The sequence below is a fragment of the Streptomyces sp. NPDC051018 genome (assembly GCF_044456085.1).
Taxonomy (GTDB): domain Bacteria; phylum Actinomycetota; class Actinomycetes; order Streptomycetales; family Streptomycetaceae; genus Streptomyces.
On record NZ_JBITFN010000009.1, the window covers coordinates 147,090 to 169,708 of the forward strand.

At 67.6% G+C, this 22,619-nt stretch carries 23 protein-coding genes and 1 pseudogene; 11 read left to right on the forward strand and 13 right to left on the reverse strand.

What is annotated here, in order from left to right; all coding sequences use genetic code 11:
* Positions 1-115: 115 nt before the first annotated feature.
* The 4 genes from ACIBCM_RS17675 to ACIBCM_RS17690 form a co-directional block, all read right to left on the reverse strand.
* Complete coding sequence (locus tag ACIBCM_RS17675) at positions 116-997, reverse strand: fumarylacetoacetate hydrolase family protein (protein WP_399244107.1); 882 nt, start codon at positions 995-997, stop codon at positions 116-118.
* A 199-nt stretch (positions 998-1,196) separates the two neighbouring features.
* Positions 1,197-1,943 (reverse strand): YidC/Oxa1 family membrane protein insertase, encoded by a 747-nt coding sequence (locus ACIBCM_RS17680; protein WP_399244109.1) that lies wholly within the window; start codon positions 1,941-1,943, stop codon positions 1,197-1,199.
* A gap of 87 nt (positions 1,944-2,030) precedes the next feature.
* On the reverse strand, positions 2,031-2,327 hold the full coding sequence (locus ACIBCM_RS17685; RefSeq protein WP_399244407.1) for a DUF6412 domain-containing protein: 297 nt from the start codon (positions 2,325-2,327) through the stop codon (positions 2,031-2,033).
* 216 nt (positions 2,328-2,543) lie between these two features.
* Positions 2,544-3,383: a class E sortase gene (locus ACIBCM_RS17690; protein ID WP_399244111.1), complete on the reverse strand. Its 840-nt coding sequence runs from the start codon at positions 3,381-3,383 to the stop codon at positions 2,544-2,546.
* Positions 3,384-3,488: 105 nt separating this feature from the next.
* Between ACIBCM_RS17690 and ACIBCM_RS17695 the strand changes: the two genes are divergently transcribed.
* A complete protein-coding gene (locus tag ACIBCM_RS17695; protein ID WP_399244113.1) occupies positions 3,489-4,502 on the forward strand; it encodes an SEC-C metal-binding domain-containing protein in 1,014 nt (337 codons plus the stop codon).
* A gap of 58 nt (positions 4,503-4,560) precedes the next feature.
* Complete coding sequence (locus ACIBCM_RS17700; protein WP_399244115.1) at positions 4,561-7,710, forward strand: DUF3427 domain-containing protein; 3,150 nt, start codon at positions 4,561-4,563, stop codon at positions 7,708-7,710.
* Positions 7,711-7,721: 11 nt separating this feature from the next.
* Here ACIBCM_RS17700 and ACIBCM_RS17705 read toward each other — a convergent pair whose 3' ends face one another.
* Positions 7,722-8,831 (reverse strand): MrcB family domain-containing protein, encoded by a 1,110-nt coding sequence (locus ACIBCM_RS17705; protein WP_399244117.1) that lies wholly within the window; start codon positions 8,829-8,831, stop codon positions 7,722-7,724.
* A 93-nt stretch (positions 8,832-8,924) separates the two neighbouring features.
* On the reverse strand, positions 8,925-9,548 hold the full coding sequence (locus tag ACIBCM_RS17710) for an ATP-binding protein (protein ID WP_399244119.1): 624 nt from the start codon (positions 9,546-9,548) through the stop codon (positions 8,925-8,927).
* A 227-nt stretch (positions 9,549-9,775) separates the two neighbouring features.
* On the opposite strand from ACIBCM_RS17710, the gene ACIBCM_RS17715 reads away from it, so the two are divergent.
* Positions 9,776-10,621 (forward strand): helix-turn-helix domain-containing protein, encoded by an 846-nt coding sequence (locus ACIBCM_RS17715; RefSeq protein ID WP_399244121.1) that lies wholly within the window; start codon positions 9,776-9,778, stop codon positions 10,619-10,621.
* Positions 10,621-10,815, forward strand: coding sequence for a DUF397 domain-containing protein (locus tag ACIBCM_RS17720; protein WP_399244123.1), 195 nt, complete (start codon positions 10,621-10,623; stop codon positions 10,813-10,815). Before ACIBCM_RS17715 ends, ACIBCM_RS17720 begins: the two co-directional genes overlap by 1 nt.
* A gap of 312 nt (positions 10,816-11,127) precedes the next feature.
* Here ACIBCM_RS17720 and ACIBCM_RS17725 read toward each other — a convergent pair whose 3' ends face one another.
* Positions 11,128-11,982: a DUF6551 family protein gene (locus ACIBCM_RS17725; RefSeq protein ID WP_399244126.1), complete on the reverse strand. Its 855-nt coding sequence runs from the start codon at positions 11,980-11,982 to the stop codon at positions 11,128-11,130.
* Positions 11,983-12,123: 141 nt separating this feature from the next.
* Here ACIBCM_RS17725 and ACIBCM_RS17730 point away from each other — a divergent pair.
* From ACIBCM_RS17730 to ACIBCM_RS17755, 6 genes and pseudogenes are all read left to right on the forward strand, one after another.
* Positions 12,124-12,264 (forward strand): annotated as a pseudogene (locus ACIBCM_RS17730) (Scr1 family TA system antitoxin-like transcriptional regulator); the annotation flags it as partial.
* On the forward strand, positions 12,264-12,473 hold the full coding sequence (locus ACIBCM_RS17735; protein WP_399244128.1) for a DUF397 domain-containing protein: 210 nt from the start codon (positions 12,264-12,266) through the stop codon (positions 12,471-12,473). The pseudogene ACIBCM_RS17730 and the gene ACIBCM_RS17735, both read left to right, overlap by 1 nt.
* Positions 12,474-12,546: 73 nt before the next feature.
* A complete protein-coding gene (locus ACIBCM_RS17740) occupies positions 12,547-14,085 on the forward strand; it encodes a hypothetical protein (RefSeq protein WP_399244131.1) in 1,539 nt (512 codons plus the stop codon).
* Entirely contained in the window at positions 14,039-14,266 is a 228-nt protein-coding gene (locus ACIBCM_RS17745; protein WP_399244134.1) for a hypothetical protein, read from the forward strand. The genes ACIBCM_RS17740 and ACIBCM_RS17745 overlap by 47 nt, the downstream gene beginning before the upstream one ends.
* Entirely contained in the window at positions 14,263-14,784 is a 522-nt protein-coding gene (locus ACIBCM_RS17750; protein ID WP_399244136.1) for a hypothetical protein, read from the forward strand. Before ACIBCM_RS17745 ends, ACIBCM_RS17750 begins: the two co-directional genes overlap by 4 nt.
* 15 nt (positions 14,785-14,799) lie before the next feature.
* Entirely contained in the window at positions 14,800-15,312 is a 513-nt protein-coding gene (locus tag ACIBCM_RS17755; protein ID WP_399244138.1) for a nucleoside deaminase, read from the forward strand.
* A gap of 269 nt (positions 15,313-15,581) precedes the next feature.
* Here ACIBCM_RS17755 and ACIBCM_RS17760 read toward each other — a convergent pair whose 3' ends face one another.
* The gene (locus ACIBCM_RS17760) at positions 15,582-16,097 is read right to left on the reverse strand and encodes a hypothetical protein (protein ID WP_399244140.1); all 516 of its coding nucleotides are present in this window, start codon (positions 16,095-16,097) and stop codon (positions 15,582-15,584) included.
* Positions 16,098-16,306: 209 nt separating this feature from the next.
* Here ACIBCM_RS17760 and ACIBCM_RS17765 point away from each other — a divergent pair, with 209 nt between their 5' ends.
* On the forward strand, positions 16,307-17,293 hold the full coding sequence (locus tag ACIBCM_RS17765; RefSeq protein WP_399244142.1) for a CHRD domain-containing protein: 987 nt from the start codon (positions 16,307-16,309) through the stop codon (positions 17,291-17,293).
* Between the two features lie 365 nt (positions 17,294-17,658).
* On the opposite strand, the gene ACIBCM_RS17770 is transcribed toward ACIBCM_RS17765, so the two are convergent.
* The 5 genes from ACIBCM_RS17770 to ACIBCM_RS17790 form a co-directional block, all read right to left on the reverse strand.
* Positions 17,659-18,996, reverse strand: a complete 1,338-nt coding sequence (locus ACIBCM_RS17770) for a DUF445 domain-containing protein (protein ID WP_399244145.1) — start codon at positions 18,994-18,996, stop codon at positions 17,659-17,661.
* Between the two features lie 209 nt (positions 18,997-19,205).
* Complete coding sequence (locus ACIBCM_RS17775) at positions 19,206-19,895, reverse strand: DUF1707 domain-containing protein (protein WP_399244147.1); 690 nt, start codon at positions 19,893-19,895, stop codon at positions 19,206-19,208.
* 48 nt (positions 19,896-19,943) lie between these two features.
* Positions 19,944-20,903: an ATP-binding cassette domain-containing protein gene (locus ACIBCM_RS17780; RefSeq protein WP_399244149.1), complete on the reverse strand. Its 960-nt coding sequence runs from the start codon at positions 20,901-20,903 to the stop codon at positions 19,944-19,946.
* Between the two features lie 3 nt (positions 20,904-20,906).
* Positions 20,907-21,671 (reverse strand): ABC transporter permease, encoded by a 765-nt coding sequence (locus tag ACIBCM_RS17785; RefSeq protein ID WP_399244409.1) that lies wholly within the window; start codon positions 21,669-21,671, stop codon positions 20,907-20,909.
* A gap of 43 nt (positions 21,672-21,714) precedes the next feature.
* Entirely contained in the window at positions 21,715-22,515 is an 801-nt protein-coding gene (locus ACIBCM_RS17790) for an ABC transporter permease (protein ID WP_399244151.1), read from the reverse strand.
* Positions 22,516-22,619 lie beyond the last annotated feature (104 nt).

Genomic DNA, 22,619 nt, shown 5'->3' on the forward strand with positions numbered 1-22,619 from the left:
CCCACCACGGCCCGGCGCCGGGTCCGTCCGCGTCCGAGGACGGGCCCGGGGCCCACGGCGGCTCCCGGCACACGCGAGGGCGCCCGGCGACGGGGGCCGGGCCCGCCCCGCCCGGCTACCCCACGAAGGAAGGCGCCTTCGCGTCCGCGAGGACCTGGCGCTGTCTCCCCAGGCCCTCCACCTCCAGCTCCACCACGTCCCCCGCCCGCAGAAACTCCCGCGGCTCCGGCCGCCCCAGGGCCACCCCCGCCGGTGTCCCCGTATTGATGACGTCGCCCGGGTACAGGGTCATGAACCGGCTGACGTACCTCACCAGCTCCCGTACGGGGAAGATCTGCCCGGCGGTCGTGCCGTCCTGCTTCAATTCTCCGTTGACCCACAGCCTCAGGCTCAGCGCCTGGGGGTCCGGCACCTCGTCCGCGGTCACCAGCCAGGGCCCCAGGGGGTTGAAGGTCTCGCAGTTCTTGCCCTTGTCCCAGGTGCCGCCGCGCTCCAGCTGGAACTCCCGCTCGGAGACGTCGTGCCCGATCGTGTACCCGGCGACATACGACAGCGGGTCCTCGGCGTCGGACAGAAAGCGGGCGGTGCGCCCGATGACGACGGCCAGCTCGACCTCCCAGTCGGTCTTGGTGCTGCCGTGCGGCACGAGCACGGTGTCGTACGGCCCGACGACGGTGTCCGCCGCCTTGAGGAACACGATGGGCTCGGGCGGCGGCTCGGCGCCCACCTCGGCCGCGTGGTCGTGGTAGTTCAGCCCGATGCACACGACCTTGCCGATACGGGCGACCGGCGGCCCCACCCGTATCCCCTCCGCGTCCAGCACGGGCAGCACCCCGGCGCCCGCGGCGGCCCGTATCCGGTCGAGCGTGAAGGCGTCGGCGAGGAGGTCCCCGTCGATGTCCGTGACCAGGCCCGTCAGGTCACGCAGGGTCGTACCGTCCTGGTCGAGCAGGGCCGGACGTTCCGCGCCCGCCACCCCGACACGCAGCAGCTTCATCTCCCTCTCCCCTTCCGTCTCCCCTGCTTCAGCCTGATGCAGTACGCGCCCGCGCGGTGGCCGGTGGCGATCACCGGCCAGAATTCGGTTGATCCTCCAAGAGGGCGGATCGACCTCACAAGGTGCTGTCCACCACATGGACCGGCTGGGAAGCACCCTCGGCATACCGGTATGCCGTGGGCCTCACCGGCGGGAACCGCTAGAGCGGATTCGCCAGGGCACCGGCCGCCGGCATGTCCCGGTAGAGCCAGGCGCGCTCGAATGCCGCCCAGGTCGTACTGGTGACGATGTAGAGCGCGGCCGCGAGCGGCACCACGGCGACCGTGATCAGGGTGGCGAACGACATCAGCGGCAGCACCTTGGTCATCGCGGCCATCGCGCCCATGCCCGGAACACCGGGTTCCGGCGCCGGAGCGGCGGCCATCTGCCGCTTCGTACGCCGGTAATTGAAGGCCGCGACCGCGGAGACCAGCGCGAACATCCCGAGGTAGACGAGACCCGCGCCGCCGAGGACCCCGCCGTTCGAGAGCGCGTCCCCCCAGTGGTCGCCGAGCGGGGCGGCGAAGAGCGTATGGGTGAGCAGCCCATTGGGCTCACCACCGATGCTGCTGTTGGAGAACAGGTGGTACAGCAGGAAGAACGCGGGCAGCTGGAGCAGGCTCGGCAGACACCCGGACAGCGGCGACGCCTTCTCCTTCGCGTACAGCTCGACCAGCGCCTGCTTCATCCGCTCCGGGTTCTTCCCGTGCCTCTTGCGCAGCTCGGCCACGCGGGGCGCCAGCCGTGCGTTGGCCTTCTGCCCGCGGGCGGCGGCGCGGGACAGGGGATGGACCGCGAGGCGTACGAGCGCGGTGAAAACGATGATCGCGGCGGCCGTGGCCGACGCCTGGAACAGGGGCTGGAGCAGGTCGGCGAGCTGCTCGACCAATTGCGCGAATACGGACATGGGGGAGCCCTCCACGGGTCTCGTCGTGCCGGGAAACGGAGGCATGACGGCCCGCGGAGGGGACACGGGTGTGGAAGAGGTGAGCCCCTACGCGGCCGTCGGGAGGGCGCGGCCGGGTGCTCGGGGCCGGGTGCGGCCCCGGGCGTCGGGATCGCACTGGGGCAGGAAGGCGGTCCGTTTCTCACGGTCGCGGAGGGCCGTGCGGACGCGCGTACGCGGCACGACGGGCGCACAGCGTGCGCTGATGACCGCGCAGAGGACCAGCGCGGAGCCCGCGGCGGCCGTGGCGGTCGCCGCGAGAGCGAGGGCGGCCAGCGGGCCGCCGCCGTCGAGGATCAGAAAGGCGGAGAGGAGGGCGAAGGCCAGGGCGAGTGCTTGCGGCATCCGTGCCGAGCTGCGGCGCTCCATGTGCTCCTCTCTGTCCTCTCTGCCGTTCCCGGCGGTCTTCCTGATGTCCGGCGGGTTCCTCCCGGCGGACCACTGCTTCTCCCCTTGCCGTACGGCCGGGGCGTCCGGAACCGGGCCGACTGCTCTGCGCGGGTCGCTGCCGGCGCTGCCGCTCTGTGCCGGACGTCCTTCGGAGAATCCCGAGGCACCAGCCTACCGGGCTTCCATGGACTTCAGCTTTCCCCAGACGATCAGACGGTACCTGGAGCTGTACTCGGGCGTACAGGTGGTGAGGGTGAGGTAGTAGCCCGGCTCACCGTAACCGGCGGAGGGAGTGACGAGGCTGCGCGGTACGGGCTTGATCACTCCCGTATCACGTGGGGAAGTCCGGCCCAGTGCCTTGTCCACTTCATACAGATAGATCGCGTCCCGGGTCTCGACATGTATGTCGTCACCGGCCCTCAGGCGGTTGATGTAGCGGAAGGGCTCACCGTGGGTGTTGCGGTGTCCGGCGAGGGCGACGTTCCCGGCCCGGCCCGGCTGGGCGGTCCCCGGGTAGTGGCCGACGTACCCCTTGTCGAGCACCCCCTTCTTGCCGACCCCCTCGGCGACGGGTGCGACGACACCGAGCCGGGGGATGCGGAGGATGGCGTACGCCTGGTCCCAGCGCGGCGGGCGGGGGGCGCGGCGCGCGGTGTTCCCGCCGCCCGGGGCGTCCCCGGCCCGCTGTCCCGCCCCGGCCTCCCCTCGGCCGCCGTCTCCCCGGGCGCTCTCCTCCCCGGTGCCGCCGTCCTCCGGTGCGGCCGGGATCTCCCGAAGAGGCGTCTCGCCCTCGGGGGCCTGCTCACCCCACTCCCGTTCCAGGGCCCGTACCTGTTCCCCGGCGCCCTCGCGGGCCTCGCGGTTGGTCCACCAGAGCTGGTGCACCACCAGGAGGAGGACCACGATCCCGAGTGTGACGGTGATCTCCGCGGCGGCCCACAGCCCGCGGGCCAGCCGCTCCCGCCGCCGGGGTCCCCGCCCCTGAACCACCACCGGTATCCGCTCCCGCACGGGCGCACGATAGGTCCTCGCCCCTCAACCCACCAGAGCCGTGCGGCCACCGGCGGCACCGGACGCCATCCCTGCCGGCCCCCGTACGGCAGTACGGTGTCACCCATGCGCCCCGACACGCCTGCTGACCACATCGCCGAAGCCGAGCGCCTGCTGCGTACCGCGACGCAGTACCCCGAGGACAACGAACCCCTGCTCCTCCAAGCCGCGGCCCACCTCGAACTGGCCGGCGACCGCGAACGCGCCTCCTCCCTCTACGACCGCCTCCTCGCCTCCGGTGCCGACAACCCCCTCCTGGTGAAGGCCCTCCAGGCGGCGAACCTGTGGGAGTACGGCCATGAGGCCGAGGCCCGCGCGCTGATCACGGGCATCCGCACGGCGGCCCCCACGGATCCCGGGCCCTGGGAGATCATCGCCGAGACGCTGGAGTCCCACGACGAACTAGAGGCGTCCCACGACTCCTTCACCACCGCGATCACCCTGCTCCTCACCCCCGGTGACGACGACGTCCCCTATGACACCCAGTCCCTCCTCACGGGCCGCCACCGCGTCCGCCGCATGCTGGGCCGCCCGCACGACGAGTGGGACGCCCTCGCCGACAAGGTCCACACGGCGCACGCCTCCATCTCCCTGGACGAGCTCCACGACCCGAACCGGCTATGGGCCCTCGGCTCCGACAACCCCGCCGAACTCCGCGCGGAGATCGCCCGCCTCCGCTCCGAACTGGGCTCCTACCGGTCCGCCCTCTCGCGCCCCTTCCCGGTGGCGGTCCTCCACTGGCCGGAGCCCGAACTCACCGAACTCCTCGCCGCGTACCCCGGGCTGACCTCCGAGTACCCGACCCACGCGGCCCACCTCGCGGACATCGAGACCTCCCTGCGCGAGCTCGCCTCCACCGGCACCGCGAACCTCGGCATCGTGACCTCGACGGTCCCCTCCTACGAGGCCTTCGCCGCCTCCGAACAGTCCTCCCCCGCGAACGCCGACCTCCTCCCCCAATACGCCACCACCCTCGCGGCCCGCGGCCGCGCCCTGCCCTGGCCCCCCGCCAAGACCGCCCCCTGCTGGTGCGGGTCGGGGACGGCGTACCGGGACTGTCACGGAGTGAGCCGTATCTGATCCCTCTGTCAGCGGTGCCTGGTATCACTGGCGGTAGCCAACGGGGGACGGTGCCGCGATGACAGGTCATATCGATGGTCGACAGCCGGTCGCCGGACTGTACGAACAACTGATCACCTTGCGCTTGGAGAATCAGCTGAGGGAACTCAGCGCACGTGGTGACTGGCGTGCCATCGATGGCGAAGTGGGACCGGAGTCGTCCCCTCATGTCATCGCGAGACATGTGGCTCAGACGATGAAGCGCGTGTTGGAAGGGCTGCCCGCGGCAGAGCGGGTGCATGCGGCGAACCACATCCTTGAGTCGATGAACACCATCGAGGGCGCGCGGGAGTGGGTGGATCTCGTTGCCGAAGGCCCTCGCCAGCTTCTGGCCATCGCAGAGCGGGAGGCCAAGGGCGTCTACGCCATCCGGCCCGTGACGCCTCTGTCCGAGACCGCTCTGATCACCAATGCTCCCGACGACCCCAGCCTCGGTTTTGAGCTGCGTGCCGAGCTCGTCACCGCGGACCGTGTGGACCTGTTGTGCGCCTTCGTCAAATGGCATGGACTGCGGGTCATCGAGCAGTCGTTGGAGGCCGCTCGTGACCGAGACGTTCCGATCCGCGTCATCACGACCACCTATATCGGCGCCACCGAGCGACGGGCGCTGGACAAGCTCGTCGAGAAGTTCAACGCGAAGGTGAAAGTCAACTACGAGCTCCGCTCAACGCGCCTCCACGCCAAGGCATGGCTCTTCCGCCGCGACAGCGGCTATGACACCGCGTATGTCGGGAGTTCCAATCTCTCGAAGGCGGCGCTGCTCGACGGGCTCGAATGGAATGTCCGCCTGTCGTCGATCGCCACCCCTGATGTACTGCGCAAGTTCGAGGCGACCTTCGATTCCTACTGGAACGACTCCGCCTTTGAGTTGTACGACCCCGATCGGGACGCCACCCGCCTCGTTGAGGCACTCCACCTGGCAGGTCGCGGCACCGGCGGCGCACCCGGGTCCGATGGCTTCCCTATCTCACTCTCCGGCCTTGAGGTACGCCCCTACCCTCACCAGCGGGACATGCTGGAGAGGCTTGAGGTTGAACGCACGGTCCACGAACGGCATCGCAACCTCCTGGTCGCGGCAACGGGCACGGGCAAGACCGTGATGGCTGCGCTGGACTACAAACGGCTACGGCAGCGGCACGGTCGGGATCTACGGCTGCTGTTCGTCGCTCACCGCCAAGAGATCCTGCGCCAGTCCCTGCGGACTTATCAGGATGTGCTCGTCGAGGCCAACTTCGGAGAGGAACTGCACAGCGGCATCCTCCCCACGGAATGGACTCATGTCTTTTCCAGCGTTCAGTCCTTGAATCCTCGGACCTTGGAGTCACTGCCACCCGACCACTTCGACGTCATCGTCATCGACGAGTTCCACCATGGAGTCTCACCCACCTATCGAAGAATCATTGAACATTTCACCCCCGTTGAGCTACTCGGCCTGACGGCCACACCGGAGCGGATGGACGGGCGCAACGTTCACGATGAGTTCTTCGATGGCCGCATCGCAGCCGAGTTGCGTCTATGGGAGGCATTGGAGAATGATCTCCTCAGCCCCTTTCATTACTTCGGGGTGACCGACAACACCGATATGGGCACTATCGCTTGGAAGCGTGGAGCCTACGACCTCTCAGAGCTCAGCAACCTCTTCACCGGAAATGATGCCCGAGCCCGTCTTATCGTGCAGGCCATCATGGACAAGGTGGCCGACCCTCAGTCCATGCGCGCGCTGGGGTTCTGCGTCTCAGTCCCGCATGCGCACTTCATGGCAGATTTCTTCTGCCGGGCCGGTTTCAAGGCTGTAGTGCTATCGGGTGGGACACCGCGAGATCAGCGAAGAGATGCTCTCGCCAAGCTTAAATCCGGCGAACTCCAAGTTATCTTCTCGGTCGACCTCTTCAACGAAGGGCTAGATATCCCGGACGTTGACACGCTGCTGCTCCTGCGGCCAACATCCAGCGCCACAGTGTTCCTTCAGCAACTGGGGCGGGGACTCCGCAGAAGCGAAGGCAAGGCTGTGCTCACGGTCCTCGACTTCATCGGCCAGCACCGCAGAGAGTTTCGCTTTGAGGAGCAGTTCCGGGCACTGACCAATCTCACTCGAAACCGCCTTCTCCATAGTGTGGAAAACGACTTTCCGCTGCTACCTTCGGGCTGCCAGATCATCCTTGAGTCCAAGGCCAAGGAACTGATCATCGAGAACATCCGAAGCCAACTGAGTGTCAATGTGACTCAGCTTGCCCGTGAGGTCAGTCGATACGGTGAGCCCCGACTTTCGGCCTACCTCCGGGAGAGTGGGCGCGAGCTCAAGGAAATCTACCGAGGCAGCGGAAACTCCTGGACAGGGCTACTGAGACGGGCCGGCTTGCTGGCCGCGCCTGCGCCGGAGGGTGAGGCAGCGCTCTTGAAGCGAGTTCCCGCATTCCTCCATGTTGATGATCCTGCGCGTGTAGCGGCGTACACCAAGTTCCTGGAGGACGACAGCCCCGCATACGACGAACTCGACGGGCGCGAGCAAGCGTATGCTCGCATGTTCCTGTTCTCGCTCTGGCCACTCGGGGGTTTCAGCACCTATCAGTACGCCTTTGACTCACTCCGACCGCACCAAGCCTTCCGCACGGAACTCCGCCAGGTCCTGGCCCACGTCCTCGATCGCACGGAGCATATGCCCATCCCCCTCTTGGGCGACCTCTCCGGTCTCCCTCTCACGGTGCACGCCTCTTACAGCCGCGAGGAGATCCTCGCCGCTCTCGGACAATCGTTCATCGGCGGCTTGATGCCAGGTCATTTCCGTGAGGGGGTGAAGTGGTGCGAGAGCATCCAGACGGATGCGCTGATGATCACCCTGGAAAAAGATGAGAAGGACTTCTCCCCTCAGACCCGCTATCGGGATTACGCCCTGAGCGAGTCACTGTTCCACTGGGAGTCCCAGCTCCAAACCTCGGAAACATCACCCACAGGGGTCCGCTATCAGCGCCACCAGAAGGAGGGCACCCATGTCCTTCTGTTCGTTCGCCGCTACAAGAGGACGGACATCGGAGGACCGCAACCGTGGATGCTCCTCGGCCCCGCCGAATACATGGAGCATAAGGGCAGCAAGCCCATGGGAATCATCTGGAAGCTGCGGCACGACATCCCAGCGGACGTCTGGACCTACTCGGCGATCGCCGCAGGTTAGCGAAGACGTAATCAGCCAACCATGTTCCACTCAATGGCTCGTGTTGATCCTTGCCATTCGTCGCCGCTCTGCCAAATGGACGCAATCCCTGCATCTTCAAGGTAGCGGGAGTAGACACCGACATCCTCGGTGAACAGAGCCAAGAGGTGCGGCAATGCCAGCCCGCGCTCCCGATAGAGGAAGAAGCTGTACTCCTTGAGCTGCCCTACAGCCTCACGTACAGCGGTGGTTGAGTTGCCAGCCCTTACGACCTTTGCTTCAACCAACCACTGGGGACCTTCGTCAGGGGAATTTCCGGCTAGACGCAATACAAGATCCTTTGGGTGAGCCCGCTCCGTGGTAGGGATATAGCCACGCGAGAGGATGTACGGGCCGAATCCCTTGATCAGGCGCTCGTGATCCCGGCTCTTGATCTGCTGCTTCGCTGCAATCTTGGCAATGTACGAGCGGCTGTCCTTCGGATGGAACCCACTCAATGGGTCACTCATCCCATGACTACCGCCCTCATATCCAGCACTGAGCAAACTCTTCCCTTCTTCCACCAACAACAACTTCTCGGCGGCTGCCGCCTGCTGAAGCAGTTCCATCGCCTGACTTAGATCATCCTGCAGCTCATCCTCGGGAGGTAGATCCGGGATGTCATAGCGACGTGCACAGACGCTGCTCGCTTCATAGGCCCGCGGCTTGACACCGGAGTCTCCAAAGCTCGGCGAGTGAAGCCACCTCTGCATCTTTTTCTGAGGAAGCCGCCTACGCAACTCCGACGACCTGCGGGTGAGATGCTCACGGAGCGCGTCTCCCTTACCCAGCCTGTCTTCAAGCCGGGTGACTCCCTGCTGTAGAGTGAGAGTAACGCTCGCCAGGTCAGCGCCGAAGATGTACGCCAGGTACAGGCCTCTCTTCGGGTCGTTCGTGACCAATGGGTCGAGCACACCGATCCACGGAGTTGCGGCCGGCGTCCCTTGGCCGCCTCTCCCTATGGCGCGGTAACCCTGCGGAAGGATCAGGTCTTTGCGCCGCCCCACACTCCGCAACAGCTTCTGGCCGGGGACATGTTGTTTCGTCCCCGCGGTTCGGTCGTACTGCGCGGCCACCTGCAAGAGAAGATCTCTCATGTCCATAGCGAGACGCTAGGACAGACTCTTGAGTCGTTCAAGAACGAACAAGTAGATTCATCGATGGGTGTTAGTGGCGCGGGCGGTAGCCGGACGTTCTCAGCCCAGTTCCGCCTCGCACCGCATCCACGCCCGGTCCATGGCCGCTTCCGCGTCGCACCCATGAGCGCGCAGCCATTGCAGAAAGTCCGCGATCACCGTGACGGCTGACTCCTCCGCAACGGTGAGGTCCAAGCGGTCCACATCGGCCCCCGACCAGCGAACTGTTCCGTAGAGGTTCAAGAGAGCCTCGGCCCGGGCGATCCCCGGTTTGCTGACGTGCCCGTTGGATGCGGTCAGGCCGGTCTCAAGCTCGCACCAAGTGATCTTGGAGTCGCCCCGCAGGATGACACCCCAACACACAGCCGTGGCATTCACCAGAACCATCCCACGCCCCGATTCGTCATCAGCCTGAGCCAAGACCAACGTGGGCAAGACCCCGATGTCCGGGTCCTGCACTTCGATGCGCAGTCGCGTCTCGTTCATCGAGACCCTCAGCGTGGTGGGCGTCTCGTGGCCGACGTGCCGGATCACGTTTCCCACCAACTCGCTGACGCAGAGTTGGGCCGCGTCGATCAGCCCCGGAAGCCGCCACTGTTTCAAGTGAAGACGCATCACACGTCGTAGCGCCGCCAGTTCCCGCGCCTCCGCCAGGAACGGCAGCTCAAATCCCTTCCTCGACACCTCACATCGACATAGGTCCATGCCCGCGCCCCCTCAGTGGACGATGCGATCATCGCCTTGCGCTCCGACCGTGCACCACAGCGTGACATTGGAACTCTCAGAATGGAACTCTCATCTCATGCTTCCGGGAGCAGAGGCAAGCATGCGCGCCCCCGGCGCACGCTGCCTTGTCCCCACGAGGGGTTGCCGGGCACGCTCAGGAACATCACACCCGAAGGGCCTTGACTATGGCAGTTGGACCGACCACCCGCAGGCGTCAGCTGGGCGCCGACCTGCGACGGCTCCGAGAGGACAAGGGGCTCACCCTCGAAGAAGCAGGAGCACACGTCGGCGTCTCAAAGGCGACTCTCAGTCGGTACGAGACCAAGGAGGGTGCCGTTAAGTGGCCCGTAGTAGACGCGCTGTGCCAGGAGTACGGCGCGACGGACCACGAGCGGCAGACCCTCGTAGAGCTCGCCAAGGGGGCAAAGATCCAAGGGTGGTGGCGCTCCCTGGCCGATCCGATCCCCGAATCGATGAACCTCATGCTGACGCTGGAGGACGAGGTGGTACGCGAGGATCACTACGCCTGCATGTACGTCCCCGGCCTTATGCAGACCCGCGCCTACGCCGAAGCCGTACACCGTGCCTCTGAGATGCGGTGTAGCGAAACAGAGATCGCGCACATGGTCGACATCCGCATGAAGCGCCAGGAACTGCTGGCGCGTGAGGACCCGCCCCATATCTGGGCCGTGGTCGACGAGGCCGTCATCCGACGCGTCGTAGGAGGCCGCCGCGTCATGCGTGAGCAACTGACCCACTTGATCACGCTGACCAGCCTGCCCCATATCACCGTTCAGGTGCTGCCCTTCGCAGGTGGCGCGCACGCCGCCGCCGTCGGCAGCTTCGTCACCCTCGGTGGGCCCACCCCGGAGCTGGACGTGGTGTATGTGGACATCATCGGCGGGGGTCTCTTCATGGAGAAACCCGAGGAGCTTGAACGCTATAAGTTGGCGTTCGAATACTTGCGCGCCCAGGCGTTGGATATCTCTTCGTCAGTCGCGCTCCTCGATCGAGCCAGCCGGGAGCTGTGATGGATCACGATGACGATCTGTGGATCAAGTCCTCCTACAGCGGAGGAAGCGGCACCGAGTGTGTCGAAGCCGCCCGCCTGCCAAGCGGAACGGCCGTGCGGGACAGCAAGGCTCCGCTCGGCCCTCGGCTTCTGTTCCCCGGGGCGGTGTGGGCTGGCTTCGTCAGCGCGATCAGTGCGAGGGAACTGCACTAGCGATACCGGCTGGTGCCGGGCTCGGAGCCGGACCGTTGGGTGGGTCCGCTGCGGTCGGGCCGACGGCCGGCCGTCGCGGGAGCGGCGGGCTGGGCAATGGAATGCCCGGGACCAAACGGTGGAGCAACGGCAACCGCGACGGCCGGCCACATCAATCCGGCCACCTCGGTCTCTTTTTGGACAGTGAGTTGACCAGGCAAAGCGAAAGAGCGGCGCCCCGGTGGAATACCGCCCTCTCAGTCGACGGATACGAGGGAGGAACACATGGCGCCCCTCACCGCAGATGTAGGCGGGGTACCACGTCGCCTGGAGTTACTCAAAGATGTTAGGGAGGGGGATGCGGTTGACACTGCGGTGAGCGTTCCAAGCGGAGGCAACGGCCAAGTGGGCTGCCTTGAGGCGGCCCTTGGTGCCATCAGCGCGAGTATTGTTGTTGGTGGCGATGGTCTGAATCTTGGCCTTGAAGGCAGTGGGGTCACCCTGACGCTTGAGCTTGTCAGCCAACTCCGTGGTCTTCAACTCAGGGTGCTTAGACATTACCGTGGCGATGCCTCCGATGGTGACGGCGTGCCAGGTGTCGGTGGTGCGGCCCCAGGCGTCCTCGGCGATGGTGAGCGACAGATCCAACATCTCTGGGCCATGCTCCATGACGATGCTGAGGATCCCCTTGATGCCACGCACGCCGTTGGCGCTGCTGCTACCGACCTTGAGCTGATGCTTCTCCAGGACGGTATTGGTGTCCTGGAAGAGCGGGTGCCCGGCCAGAACGCCGATCCTGAACTCGTCAGTCGGTCCGACCTTCGAGGACTCCTTGTTCTTGATGATGAACAGCGACGCCTCGTTGGCCATCGAGAGGTCAAAATGAATCTCGCAAGCGATGTTCTGGACAGCCTCGCGCACCTTCTCCGAAACAGAGACCTTGCCGGTCAGAATGAGCTGGCAGGCATAGACGCGGTGCATGCCGTCCACCGCATACTGGCCATCCGCACGCTGCGAGAGGATCGGCGTCCCGAGAGCGGTGGGGACCAACTTCTCAGCGATGGCCTGCGCACGGGCCTTGTTGAGGTTGCGCTGTGCGCGAGGATCGAACTTGATATTCCTCGGGTCCACCTTGATGTACTCAATCCGGTGGTCCGGGATGTCATAGCTGTAGTCCTTGCCGGACAAGACTTCCCCCTATTGTGTCAGCCCCCCAGCGGAGGTGACGGCGACACAAGTCAGCTCCCGAATGCGGGAGACAACGACTGATCAATAGTCAGGATATCGCAAAATTAGCATTTGAGAGGGCGGGTTCAGCCATGTCAAGGGGACATCCACGCCGGCTCCCTCTTCATGGAGAAGACTGAGGAGCTTGACCGATACCGGCTTGCGTTCGACTACCTCCGCGCACAAGCGTTGGACATGGCAGCCTCGTCAGCCTTGATCGAGCGCATCCGTGAGGAGCTGTGATGCCGAACCGCACCCCTGCCATACCCGAAGACGCCTGGTTCACCTCTTCGTTCAGCGGAGCAGGCGCCACCGAGTGCGTCGAAGCCGCCCGCCTGACTGAAGGTGCCGCCGTGCGGGACAGTAAGGATCCGTGTGGGGCGCGGATCGGCTTCTCCCGTTCCGCGTGGAGCGACTTCATCGGTGCGCTCCGGGGTGACCGCCTGTCCTGACCCCGCCTTGGCAACACCCCGGCCTCCTGGCACAGTTGATCGACAAGAGGCGAGACGCACGGAGTGGCGGGGCATGGGGCACGGGCGGCGGCGGGTTGTGCTGGTCGTCTGTGCGCTGGCGCTGGCCGGCTTCGCCTGGAGGTTCCCCGCCGGCAAGGACGAGGTCGTCGGCGCGACCCAGTTCACCGTTGCCTTCTTCGCGACCCTCCTCACCGGCGAGGCCGTGATCTTCGCCATCACGTTCTCCGCGGCCAGTTCCTGGCCGTCGCTCCGTGCCATCGACAGCCATATCGCCTTCCGCGAGTGGGTTTTCGTCGGCTGGGTCGCCGCGATGTTCACCGCGTGCGGTCTGCTCGTGCACAGCGAGGTGAGCGCGACCTATGGGGCGCTGCTGTTCCTGCTCGCCAATGTCTTCGGCGTCTTCTCCTTCATACGGCTCTTCGGCCTGGCGAGCGTCGGCGGACGCAACCGGCTGCTCCGGGGCACCCTCGCCCGTGGTCTGGCCGACCTGCGTGACCAGGAGCTGCGGTTCGATCAGGAGCTCAGTGACGATCCGGTCGTGGCCGCGTATCTGGGCACGCTCGACCAGGCCATCAGCGGCAATGACCCCACCGGGATCAGAAATCTGGTGGGGCAGCTGATCGACGTCCGCGTGCCCCCGTCGGCCCAGGAGAACCTCGCGGGGCTGCACTTGGAGGTGCTGCACCGTCTCGCACGCGCGGCGCTGGTCCGCGGGGCGGATCCCGTCGTCGTCACCGATTGCGCCGACTCGCTGATCGACTCGGCCATCGGTCACTCGCGCAGCCACCCCGACCCGGCCGCACTGCTGGGCGCCGCAAGCCGCTACCTCGCCTGGCTCGGGAGTACCTCGATGCTCATGTCCGTACGGGGCATCGCGTCCAGCCGCGCCGCCCGGGAGCTGGTGGCCATGTCCGTCGACTGCCGGCAGCGCATCCTGCTCCGCGTCGATCCCGACCCCAAGACCGTCACCGCGCCGGAGGAGGCGGCCTCACTCATCGAGGACCCGGTCGGTCTCCTGCTGTGGGTCCGGGACTACACCGAGTTCCACGGCGCTCACCAGGCCAGCGCCTTCTACGGAGTCCACCAGTTCCTGACCGGCCGCAAGTTCATGGGCAACTACTGGGACGGCGCTTCGGTGCTCCAGCAGATGAGAGAGGCGCTGTACGGCGAGACCGACCCGGCCACGGGTGCGGCACCGGACGCCGCCAGGCGGGCGTTCGGTTCCGTCGGCGGATACGACCGGTTCTGGTGCCTGGTCTCCGTCGGGGCGATCGCCACGCTGCGCGACCGCCGTCTGGAGCATCCGCCCGAACTCATCCGGCCCGAGTTCACCCCCGATCCCCAGCTCCTCGGCGCGTATCTGCGGACCTTCGCCAGCCACCGCTGGGTTCGCAACCGCTCAGGAGGCCCGGGAGGTGCTGCTGGCGCTGATGGGCAGTACCGATCCGCCGGGGTCACCGTGGAACGAACTGCGGGTCCGGACGAGCACAAGCATGCTGCCCAGCCCGGCGCCCCGGGCGGAGCCGGAGAAGCGCCCGGCCGCGATGATCCTCAGCGTGGCCTGCCGGCTGGCGCCGCTCGCACCGGATGAGCCGGACAGCGAGCTGAGAGCCCTTCTGGGCGGCCTGCCCGCCGCGGCCCTCGACGCCACGGCGGCACTCGCGGCGCGGATACTGCCCCAGGACGCCGGGACGACCGATCCCCGCGAGATCATCGTCACCGGCCTGCGCGTCCTCCAGTTGGTCGGCGCCCACACCCAGGCGGGCCCATGACCCCCCATCCCTGGCTCGAACGCCTCGGACGCCTGCACCACCCCGGTGTCCAGGCCGCCCTGATCGTCCAGTGCAGTCCCGACTGGCTGCGCCCCGAACGCCTGAAGCTCCGCAACGACATCGACGAGACACTGATGTCCGCCCAGCTCATGCGCGGCGGCTCACTGACGATCACCAGAGTCGTCCTGCACAATCTTCCGGTCTCCGTCGCGTCCGCCTGGGACGCACACGCCGTACAGCAGACCTTCGACGAATGGAATCACCGGCTGGCGGGAGCATGCGCCCTGCTGGCGGGTCCCGCTCCGCGTATCCACCGCGTGATCATTCACGGAGACCAAGCCGGACCACCCGTACCGGATATGGTCGAACTCCAGGAGAACGGACACTGGTCCGGCCGGGAGAACGCCGACCTGGTGTTGCAGATGCTCGCCACTGTGGGTGCCACGACGCCCATGACCGGCTACGACGTGGACCTGGACGGCCCGTTCAGCGACGGTGACCCCTCGGTCCACATGTGAGAGAGGGAGATCCGGTTGCCGTACGCCAAGGAAGACCCCCAGGACCGTGAGTTTCTGGAGGAGGCGATTTCCATCTCGCGACAGGCACTGGAGGACGGCGGCAAGACGCCGTTCGGTGCCCTGGTCGTCGTCGGAGGGGAAGTCGTCGGCACCGGTACCAGCTCCGTCGTGGAGCTTCGGGATCCGACCGCGCACGCGGAGGTGATGGCGCTCCGGTCGGCGGGGCAGGCGCTCGGCAGGCACCTGATGGAGGACGGTGTCATGTACTCCAGCAGCGAGCCCTGCCCGATGTGTCTGGTCGCCTGCTACTGGGCGCGCGTTCCCCGGCTCGTCTACGCGGCCACCAGCCATGACGCGGGCGTAAACGGCTTCGAGGATCTTCAGTTCTACCGGGAGCTGGCCCTTCCCAACAAGGAGCGCACGCTCCTCGCCGAGGTCTCCGTGACAGGTGATCTCCGGGACCGGGCCGCGGGTGCGCTCGCGGAGTGGGCGGGGCAGCTGCCGTTCCCCGTGGTGCCCAAGCTCTGAACCACAGGCACCCATGCCGTAGGACCGTACGGCCGGTCCGCGCCGGGGGTACCGGCGCGGAATGGGAGGCGCGGCCGTCGCATTCCCCGCTGCCTTCCGGCCCGTCGTCGCCGTCGGATTCCGGCCGTCCGGAAAAGACCGACCGCGACGACTGGGAACAGTTCCGGCAGCCGCGGTGCGGGAAAATGAGACGCGGATGAGAAAAATGAAAGAACCGGGAATTCGGTGAATTCATCCGGGATTTGTCACGGGGCCGTGACAGCCGTGTATCAGGCCGGCTTCCGGATGAGTTTGCCGTCCGCGGCGATCACGAACCACTCGCCGTCCAGGCCCTGGCCGTTGACGTCCCCGGGGGTCACGTCGCCGACGTAGTAGTAGAGCGGCCAGTCCCCGTACGTGGTCTGCTCCGCGCCCTCGCCGAGCTTGGTCTCCTTGACGAGGGCGGCGTCGGTGCCGGGGCCGGCGGAGATGTTCCGGGCGGAGGTGAGGGCCGGCCAGACGGCGATGCAGTCGGCGTCGCAGGCGGTGGCGCCGGGCTTGTCCTTGGTGAATCCGTAGAGCGTACGGCCGGTTTCGTCGACGAGGATCCGGCCGAGCGGCGAGTCGGCGATCTTGATGGAGGAGACAGCCGCGGGCGCCGGGGACGCGGTGGCGCCCTTGCCGGATTCCTGGGTTCCGGTGGAGTTCCCGGAATCGTCGGAGCCGCTGCCGCAGGCGGTCAGGGTCAGGAGTGCGAGCGTGGCCGCGGTGACGGCGGAGAGCATGACTGATCGGTTGGCGCGCATGGTGGTCCCCCGGTGTGAGGTGGTCGATGGGTCTGCCAGGTTGTACGGGGGCAACTGACCCGCGGTTCAATCGAATAAAAGAAATTTCCCGTTGAACACGCTGAGCACGGGCCGCGTACTCCACGGCGACCGACCAAGACCGGTCGGCCTTCCAGGGGAGGATCAGAACAATGCGGAAGCGATTCATTTCTGTGGCGGCAAGTGCAATTGTGCTCGGTGTTACCGGTGTTGCTCCGGCCGCCGCACACGGGGACGGGCACAGCGGACACAGCGGCAGCGGACACTCCGCCGATGGGCAGAACACCACCGGCCGGAGCAGCGGCGAGCACGGCGGGGGCGCCCACACGGGGCAGAGCTCCGGTGTCGCCGAGGCGGCCGCGTTCGGCAAGGCGTCCGGCGGGCGGGCGGTCAGCTTCATCGCCCGGCTCTCGGGCGAGAACGAGGTGCCCGTCGCGGGCGGACCGGCCGTCAACGACCCCGACGGCGAGGCCGTCGCCCTGGTGAAGGTGAAGGGCGACCGGGTCACCTTCGCCCTCCAGTGGCAGGGCTTCGTGCCCAGCCTCGGACACATCCACCAGGGGCGCGCCGGGCAGAACGGCGCCGTGAAGGTGGGGCTGTTCGGGACCGCGATGCCCGACTCCGCACACTCCGCCGCCGGTCAGGTGGCGCTCACCGACGCCGAGCTGGCCCAGGAGATCCGCAGTAACCCGGCCGGGTTCTATGTGAACCTGCACAGCGCCGAGTTCCCGGGCGGTGCCGTACGCGGGCAGCTCAAGCCGCTGAAGAAGAACATCAACCCGCTGAGCATCATCAAGGGCGGCAAGCTGCGGGCGCTCTCCAACGGCGAGCAGGAGGTCCCGAAGAACGAGACCTCCCGGGTCGGCGACCCCGACGGGCGCGCCGTGACCTTCCTCAGCCCCAGGGGCACCCGCGTCGACTACTCGCTGGCGTGGATCAACATCAAGAGCCCCAGCCTGGGGCACATCCACAAGGGCAGGTTCGGGCAGAACGGCGAGGTCGTCTTCAACTTCTTCAACCGGCCCGTGCCGGACGGTGTCTTCGCCGTCGCCGGCCGGCTGAACGGGCAGGACGCCCAGGCCGTCCAGCGGGTGCGCGCCAACCCGCTCAACTACTACTCCAACATCCACACCTCGGAGTTCCCCGACGGAGCCGTCCGCGGACAGCTCTTCGGCTGAGCGCGGGAGTAAGGGCCCGAGAGCCACGGGGCTATGGGAGGTACGGGGGTACGGGGGTACGGGGTACGGGGGTACGGAGGTACGGGGGTACGGGGGTACGAATCGCCGTACGGGAGCCTCGGAAGGGGAGCCGTGGGCCGAGGTGCCGGACCCAGGGGGCGGGGGTGGTGCGGAGCCGTACCGCGCACGTCGCGGCGGTGCGCCGAGGGGCGGTGAACGCGGCCGACCCGGCGTACGTACCACTCCACGCCTCCCCCAGGTGACTGGGCGCGTGACCGCATCACCCGATGCCGTCACGCGCCCGGCGCGCGTGCACCCGGGTCGCCGGGCCGCACCGGCAGCCGCCCGGCGCGTGCCCGGCTCGGTCAGCCGCCCAGCGCGTGCGCCACCGTGTAGATGAGGAGTCCGGCCAGCGCGCCGACCACCGTGCCGTTGATCCGGATGAACTGGAGATCCCGGCCGATATGGGCCTCGATCTTCCGCGAGGTGTGCTCCGCGTCCCAGCTCGCCACCGTCTCCGAGATCAGCGAGGTGATCTCGGCACGGTAGGTGGTGACCACATACACCGCCGCGTCCTCGACCCAGCCGTCCAGCTTGGACTGGAGCCGCTCATCGGTGGCCAGACGCGCGCCGAGCGAGAGCAGGGAAGCGCGGGCGCGCAGCCTCAGCTCGCTGCGGTCGTCCTCCGCCGCGGAGATGATCATCGCGCGTACGGAGGCCCAGGCCGACGCGATCACGTCCTGCACCTCCGTACGGGAGAGCAGATCCGACTTCAGCCGCTCCACCCGGGCGCGGGTCTCCGTGTCCGACTGGAGATCGGAGGCGAAGTCCGACAGGAAGCGGTCGATCGCCCCGCGTGCCGGATGGCCCGGCATGTCCCGCATCTCGGTCACAAAGCGCAGCAGCTCGCGGTAGACCCGCTCACCGACCTTGCGGTCCACGAACCTCGGGGTCCAGCCGGGCGCCCCGCCCTCCACCGCGTCCATGACCGAGTCGGAGTGCAGCACCAGCCAGTCGTGGGCCCGGGCGCAGATCAGGTCGACGGCACGGTGGTGGGCGCCGTCGGCGACGACCTTCTCCAGGGTCTTGCCGATGCCCGGCGCGATCTCCGCGGCGTTCGCGCGCCGGGTGATGGCCTCGCCGACGACCGCCTGGACGTCCGAGTCCCGCAGGACGGTGAGCGCGCCGCGCAGCGCCGTGGACAGCTCGGAGGTCACCCGGTCCGCATGGGCGGGCTCGGCGAGCCAGGAGCCGAGCCGGCCACCGATCCCGAGGGCGCGCAGCCGGCCGCGTACAACGTCCTCCGAGAGGAAGTTCTCACCGACGAAGGAGCCGAGCGAGGCTCCGAGCTGGTCCTTCTTGTTCGGGATGATCGCCGTGTGGGGGATGGGGATGCCGAGGGGGTGGCGGAAGAGCGCGGTGACGGCGAACCAGTCGGCGAGCGCGCCGACCATGCCCGCCTCGGCGGCGGCGGCGACATAGCCCGCCCAGGGCCCCGCGCCGGAGTTCTTCGCCCAGGTGGCGAGGACGAAGACGAGGGCGACGAAGAGGAGCAGTCCGGTGGCGGTCAGTTTCATACGCCGTACGCCACGCTGCTTCTCGGCGTCGGCCTCGGTGTAGGTGAAGGAGGGCAGCCCGGACCGTGGAGCACGGCCCTCGACGGGCACGGCCCCCTCCAGTTCTTCCCTATCTGTACGATTCATCCCGCTCCACCCGTCGACGCACACCGCGTACGCATTGTCCCTACCTCAGGGACTCCCGGCGAACACCATGAGTTCCCGTGGAGCGCAGGGGAGCGGTCGGCAGAGCGCCCGGGAGTGAGCGGAGGGACCCCATCGGGCACGGGAAACCCCATCACCACTGAATGGAACGCTCACTACAAACGCACACACCCACCTCCCGCCCGGCCGCCTCAGTCCAGCTCCCCCCGGCCCTTCCGGTCGTCGCCCCGCTCCAGCCGCTCCCGCTCCCGCTCCGCCTTCAGCCGCGCCTTCTCCGCCTTCGTACGCTTGCGCCTGACCCCCACACCGCCCATCAGCGCAAAACCGGTGACCCGTACCACCGGTGCGGTCGGATCGGGCTCGACCTCCGCGTCGGAGCCCTCCTCACCGAAGCCGCCCATCAGGCCGAAGCCGTTGACCTGCAGATTCACCTCGGGAGGCACGACCACATCGATCCCTCCCATGATGGTGAAGCAGCGGATCACGACCTCTCGGTCCTCGAACCGGGCCTCGCGCAGATCCACGGCCCCGCCCGCCATCATCGCGAAGGCGGTGAACTGCCGGGGCGCGGTCCACCGGCCCTTGCGCTCGAAGCCGCCCCAGAAGGCGAACGCCATCGTGGAGGTCGCGGGCCCGCCGATCCGCTCGGCCCAGCGGATGCGGCCGGTGGCCGGCACCGGGGCCGTGGGCGCGGCGCCCGGCGCCGGGAGATCGCTGATCAGGGGGGTGAGCTCGCCATGGGTGCGGGCCTTGTAGGCGGCGTCCAGGCGCTCGTCGAACTCCTCCATGGTGAGCCGCCCCTCCGCCACGGCCTCCCGCAGCGCCTCGGCGATCCGCTCCCGCTCGGTGTCCGACGCCCGCATCTCTGGAAGTTCGCTCATAGCAGCAGAATAGTCAGCGCCCCGGTGCTTCTCAGCGGCCGCGTCGGCTCACATCCCCGGCCGCTGCGCGTACATCTTCGCGATCACGGCCTCGATGTCCGGCTCCCGTACCGACAGATCCACCACCGGGTACTTGTCCGCGAGCGCCGCCACCAGCGGGGCCGCCGACTGGTCCGCCGGAAACGCCAGCCACTGCCGGGGGCCCTCCACCCTCACCGTACGGGCCAGATCCAGCACCACCGGCGGCAGCTCGCGCTCCAGATCCACCACCAGGGTGCGTTCGCTCTCCCCGACCTGGTGCAGACCCGTCAGCGGGCCGTCGTACATCAGACGCCCGTGGTCGATCACCATCACCCGGCGGCAGAGCTGCTCGATATCGGTCAGATCGTGGGTGGTGAGCAGCACCGTCGTGCCCTGCTCGGCGTTGAGATCGCGCAGAAAGTCCCGGACCTTCGCCTTGGAGACCACGTCGAGCCCGATCGTCGGCTCGTCGAGATACAGCACCTCGGGGTCGTGCAGCAGCGCGGCCGCGATGTCGCCGCGCATCCGCTGGCCGAGGGAGAGCTGGCGTACGGGCACCTCCAGCAGTTCCCCGAGGTCGAGAAGTTCCACACAGCGGTCCAGGTTCTCCCGGAAGCGCCGGTCCGGGATGCGGTACATCCGGTGGACCAGCCGGTACGAGTCCCTCAGCGGCAGATCCCACCACAGGGTCGTACGCTGGCCGAACACGACCCCGATCCGGCGGGCCAGACGGGTGCGCTCACGGGACGGGTCGATGCCCGCGACCCGCAGCCGGCCACCGCTCGGGGTGAGGATCCCGGTGAGCATCTTGATGGTGGTGGACTTGCCGGCGCCGTTCGGGCCGATATAGCCGACCATCTCGCCCTGCGGCACACGGAAGCTGATCCCGTCCACCGCGCGCACCCGGTGCTTCTCACGGCGCAGCAGCCCCGCCCTGCGCCGTACGTCGAAGACCTTCTCCACGTTCTCCAGCTCGATGTGATCCATCGGTCAGCTCCCTGTACTCCGGTACGAACGAAGGCCGGCCCGCCAGACCAGCGCCGCCGCCCAGCAGCACCCGGCGGCGACCACGGGCGGCAGGAACGCCAGCCACTGCGGCACATCGAGCGGATAGGGCCGGTCCAGCACATACAGCGCGGGCAGCCAGTTGACGAAGGCCAGCGGCACGATGAAGGTCACCCCGCGCACCAGATCCCGGGAGAAGACCGTCGGCGGATACTGGAGCAGCGTGCTCCCGCCGTAGGTGAACGAACTCTGTACCTCCGCGGCGTCCTGCGCCCAGAACTGGAACGCGGCCCCGGCGACGAACACCGCCCCGAAGATCGCCGCGCCGCTCAGCAGCATCATCGGCACCATCAGGACCTTCAGAGGGGTCCAGTCGGCGTCCACCGCCGTCAGTCCGTAGCCGAGGACGATCAGGCCCTGGGTGATCCGGCCCAGCCGGCGCAGCGCGAAGCGGTCGGCGGCGACCTGGGCGAGCACGGGGGCCGGGCGCAGGAGAAGGGTGTCGAGGGTGCCGTCGCGCACCCGGCGCCCGATCCGCTCCATCGAACCCAGCAGCAGGTCGGAGAGGCCGAAGGCGGTTCCGGCCGCCCCGTACAGAAACGCGATCTCGCCGAGCGAGTAGCCGCCGAGGGCGTCGACGTGCGAGAACATCAGCAGGATGGCGATGAAGTCGAAGGCGGTCGCCGCGAAGTTCCCGAAGGCCGTCATCGCGAAGGACGCGCGGTAGGTCATGGTGGAGCGCATCCACATCACGGCGATCAGTCCGTAGGCGCGCAGGCCGGCCGTCAGCGTCTCAGCCACCCTGGACCACCACCCTGCGGGTGGCGAGTGACTGCAGCGCGCGCCCGGCGGTGAGCAGCACGGCGGCCCAGCCCGCCTGGAAGGCGTACGCCTCGGCGAGGCCCCGGCCCGTGTGCCTGCCGAGCAGGACATCGGCGGGGACCTGGAGGAGGGCCGACCAGGGCAGCGCGCGTGCCACCTCGCCGAGAGCCCCGGGGAAGACGGTGAGCGGCAGCAGCATCCCGGAGAAGAACAGACCCGCCAGCATGGCGATCTGGGCCACCCCGGCGCCGTCGAGCAGCCAGAACGCGGAGACCGCCACCAGGAAGCGGAGGGCGAAGCTCACCACCACGCCGAGGAACACCGCGCCCAGGAAGGCGAGCCAGGTCACCGGGGAGGCGGGCAGGGCGAGATCGAAGGCGAGTGCGCCGAGCCCGAGCGGCACGATGCCGCGGCCGAGGAGATGGAAGGCGGCCCGGCCCAGATCGCCCGCGAGCCACCAGAGCTGGAGGTCCGCGGGACGGTAGAGGTCGACGGCGACGTCTCCGGTACGGATACGCTCGACCAGTTCGTCCTCGAAGCCGCCGCCCATCATGGCGCAGGCCATCAGCAGCGCCTGCCCGAGCCAGACATAGGTGAGCGCCTGCGAGACGTCGTAGCCGCCGAGCCGGGGGCGCTCGTCCCACAGGGCGATATAGGTGTACGCCAGGATGAAACCGAAAACCGTGTTGGTGAAGACCCCCGCCGCCGTCGCCATCCGGTAGGTCGCGTAACGCCGGAACGAGCCGACGGCGACGACACCGTACAACCGCACGTTCCCCTCCCCCTTCCCCTCCAGGACCGGAAACCGGAAACCCGACCCATCGGAGCCCGGAATCCGGACACCGGAGCCTGAAACCCGAAGGCGCCAAAGCGCGC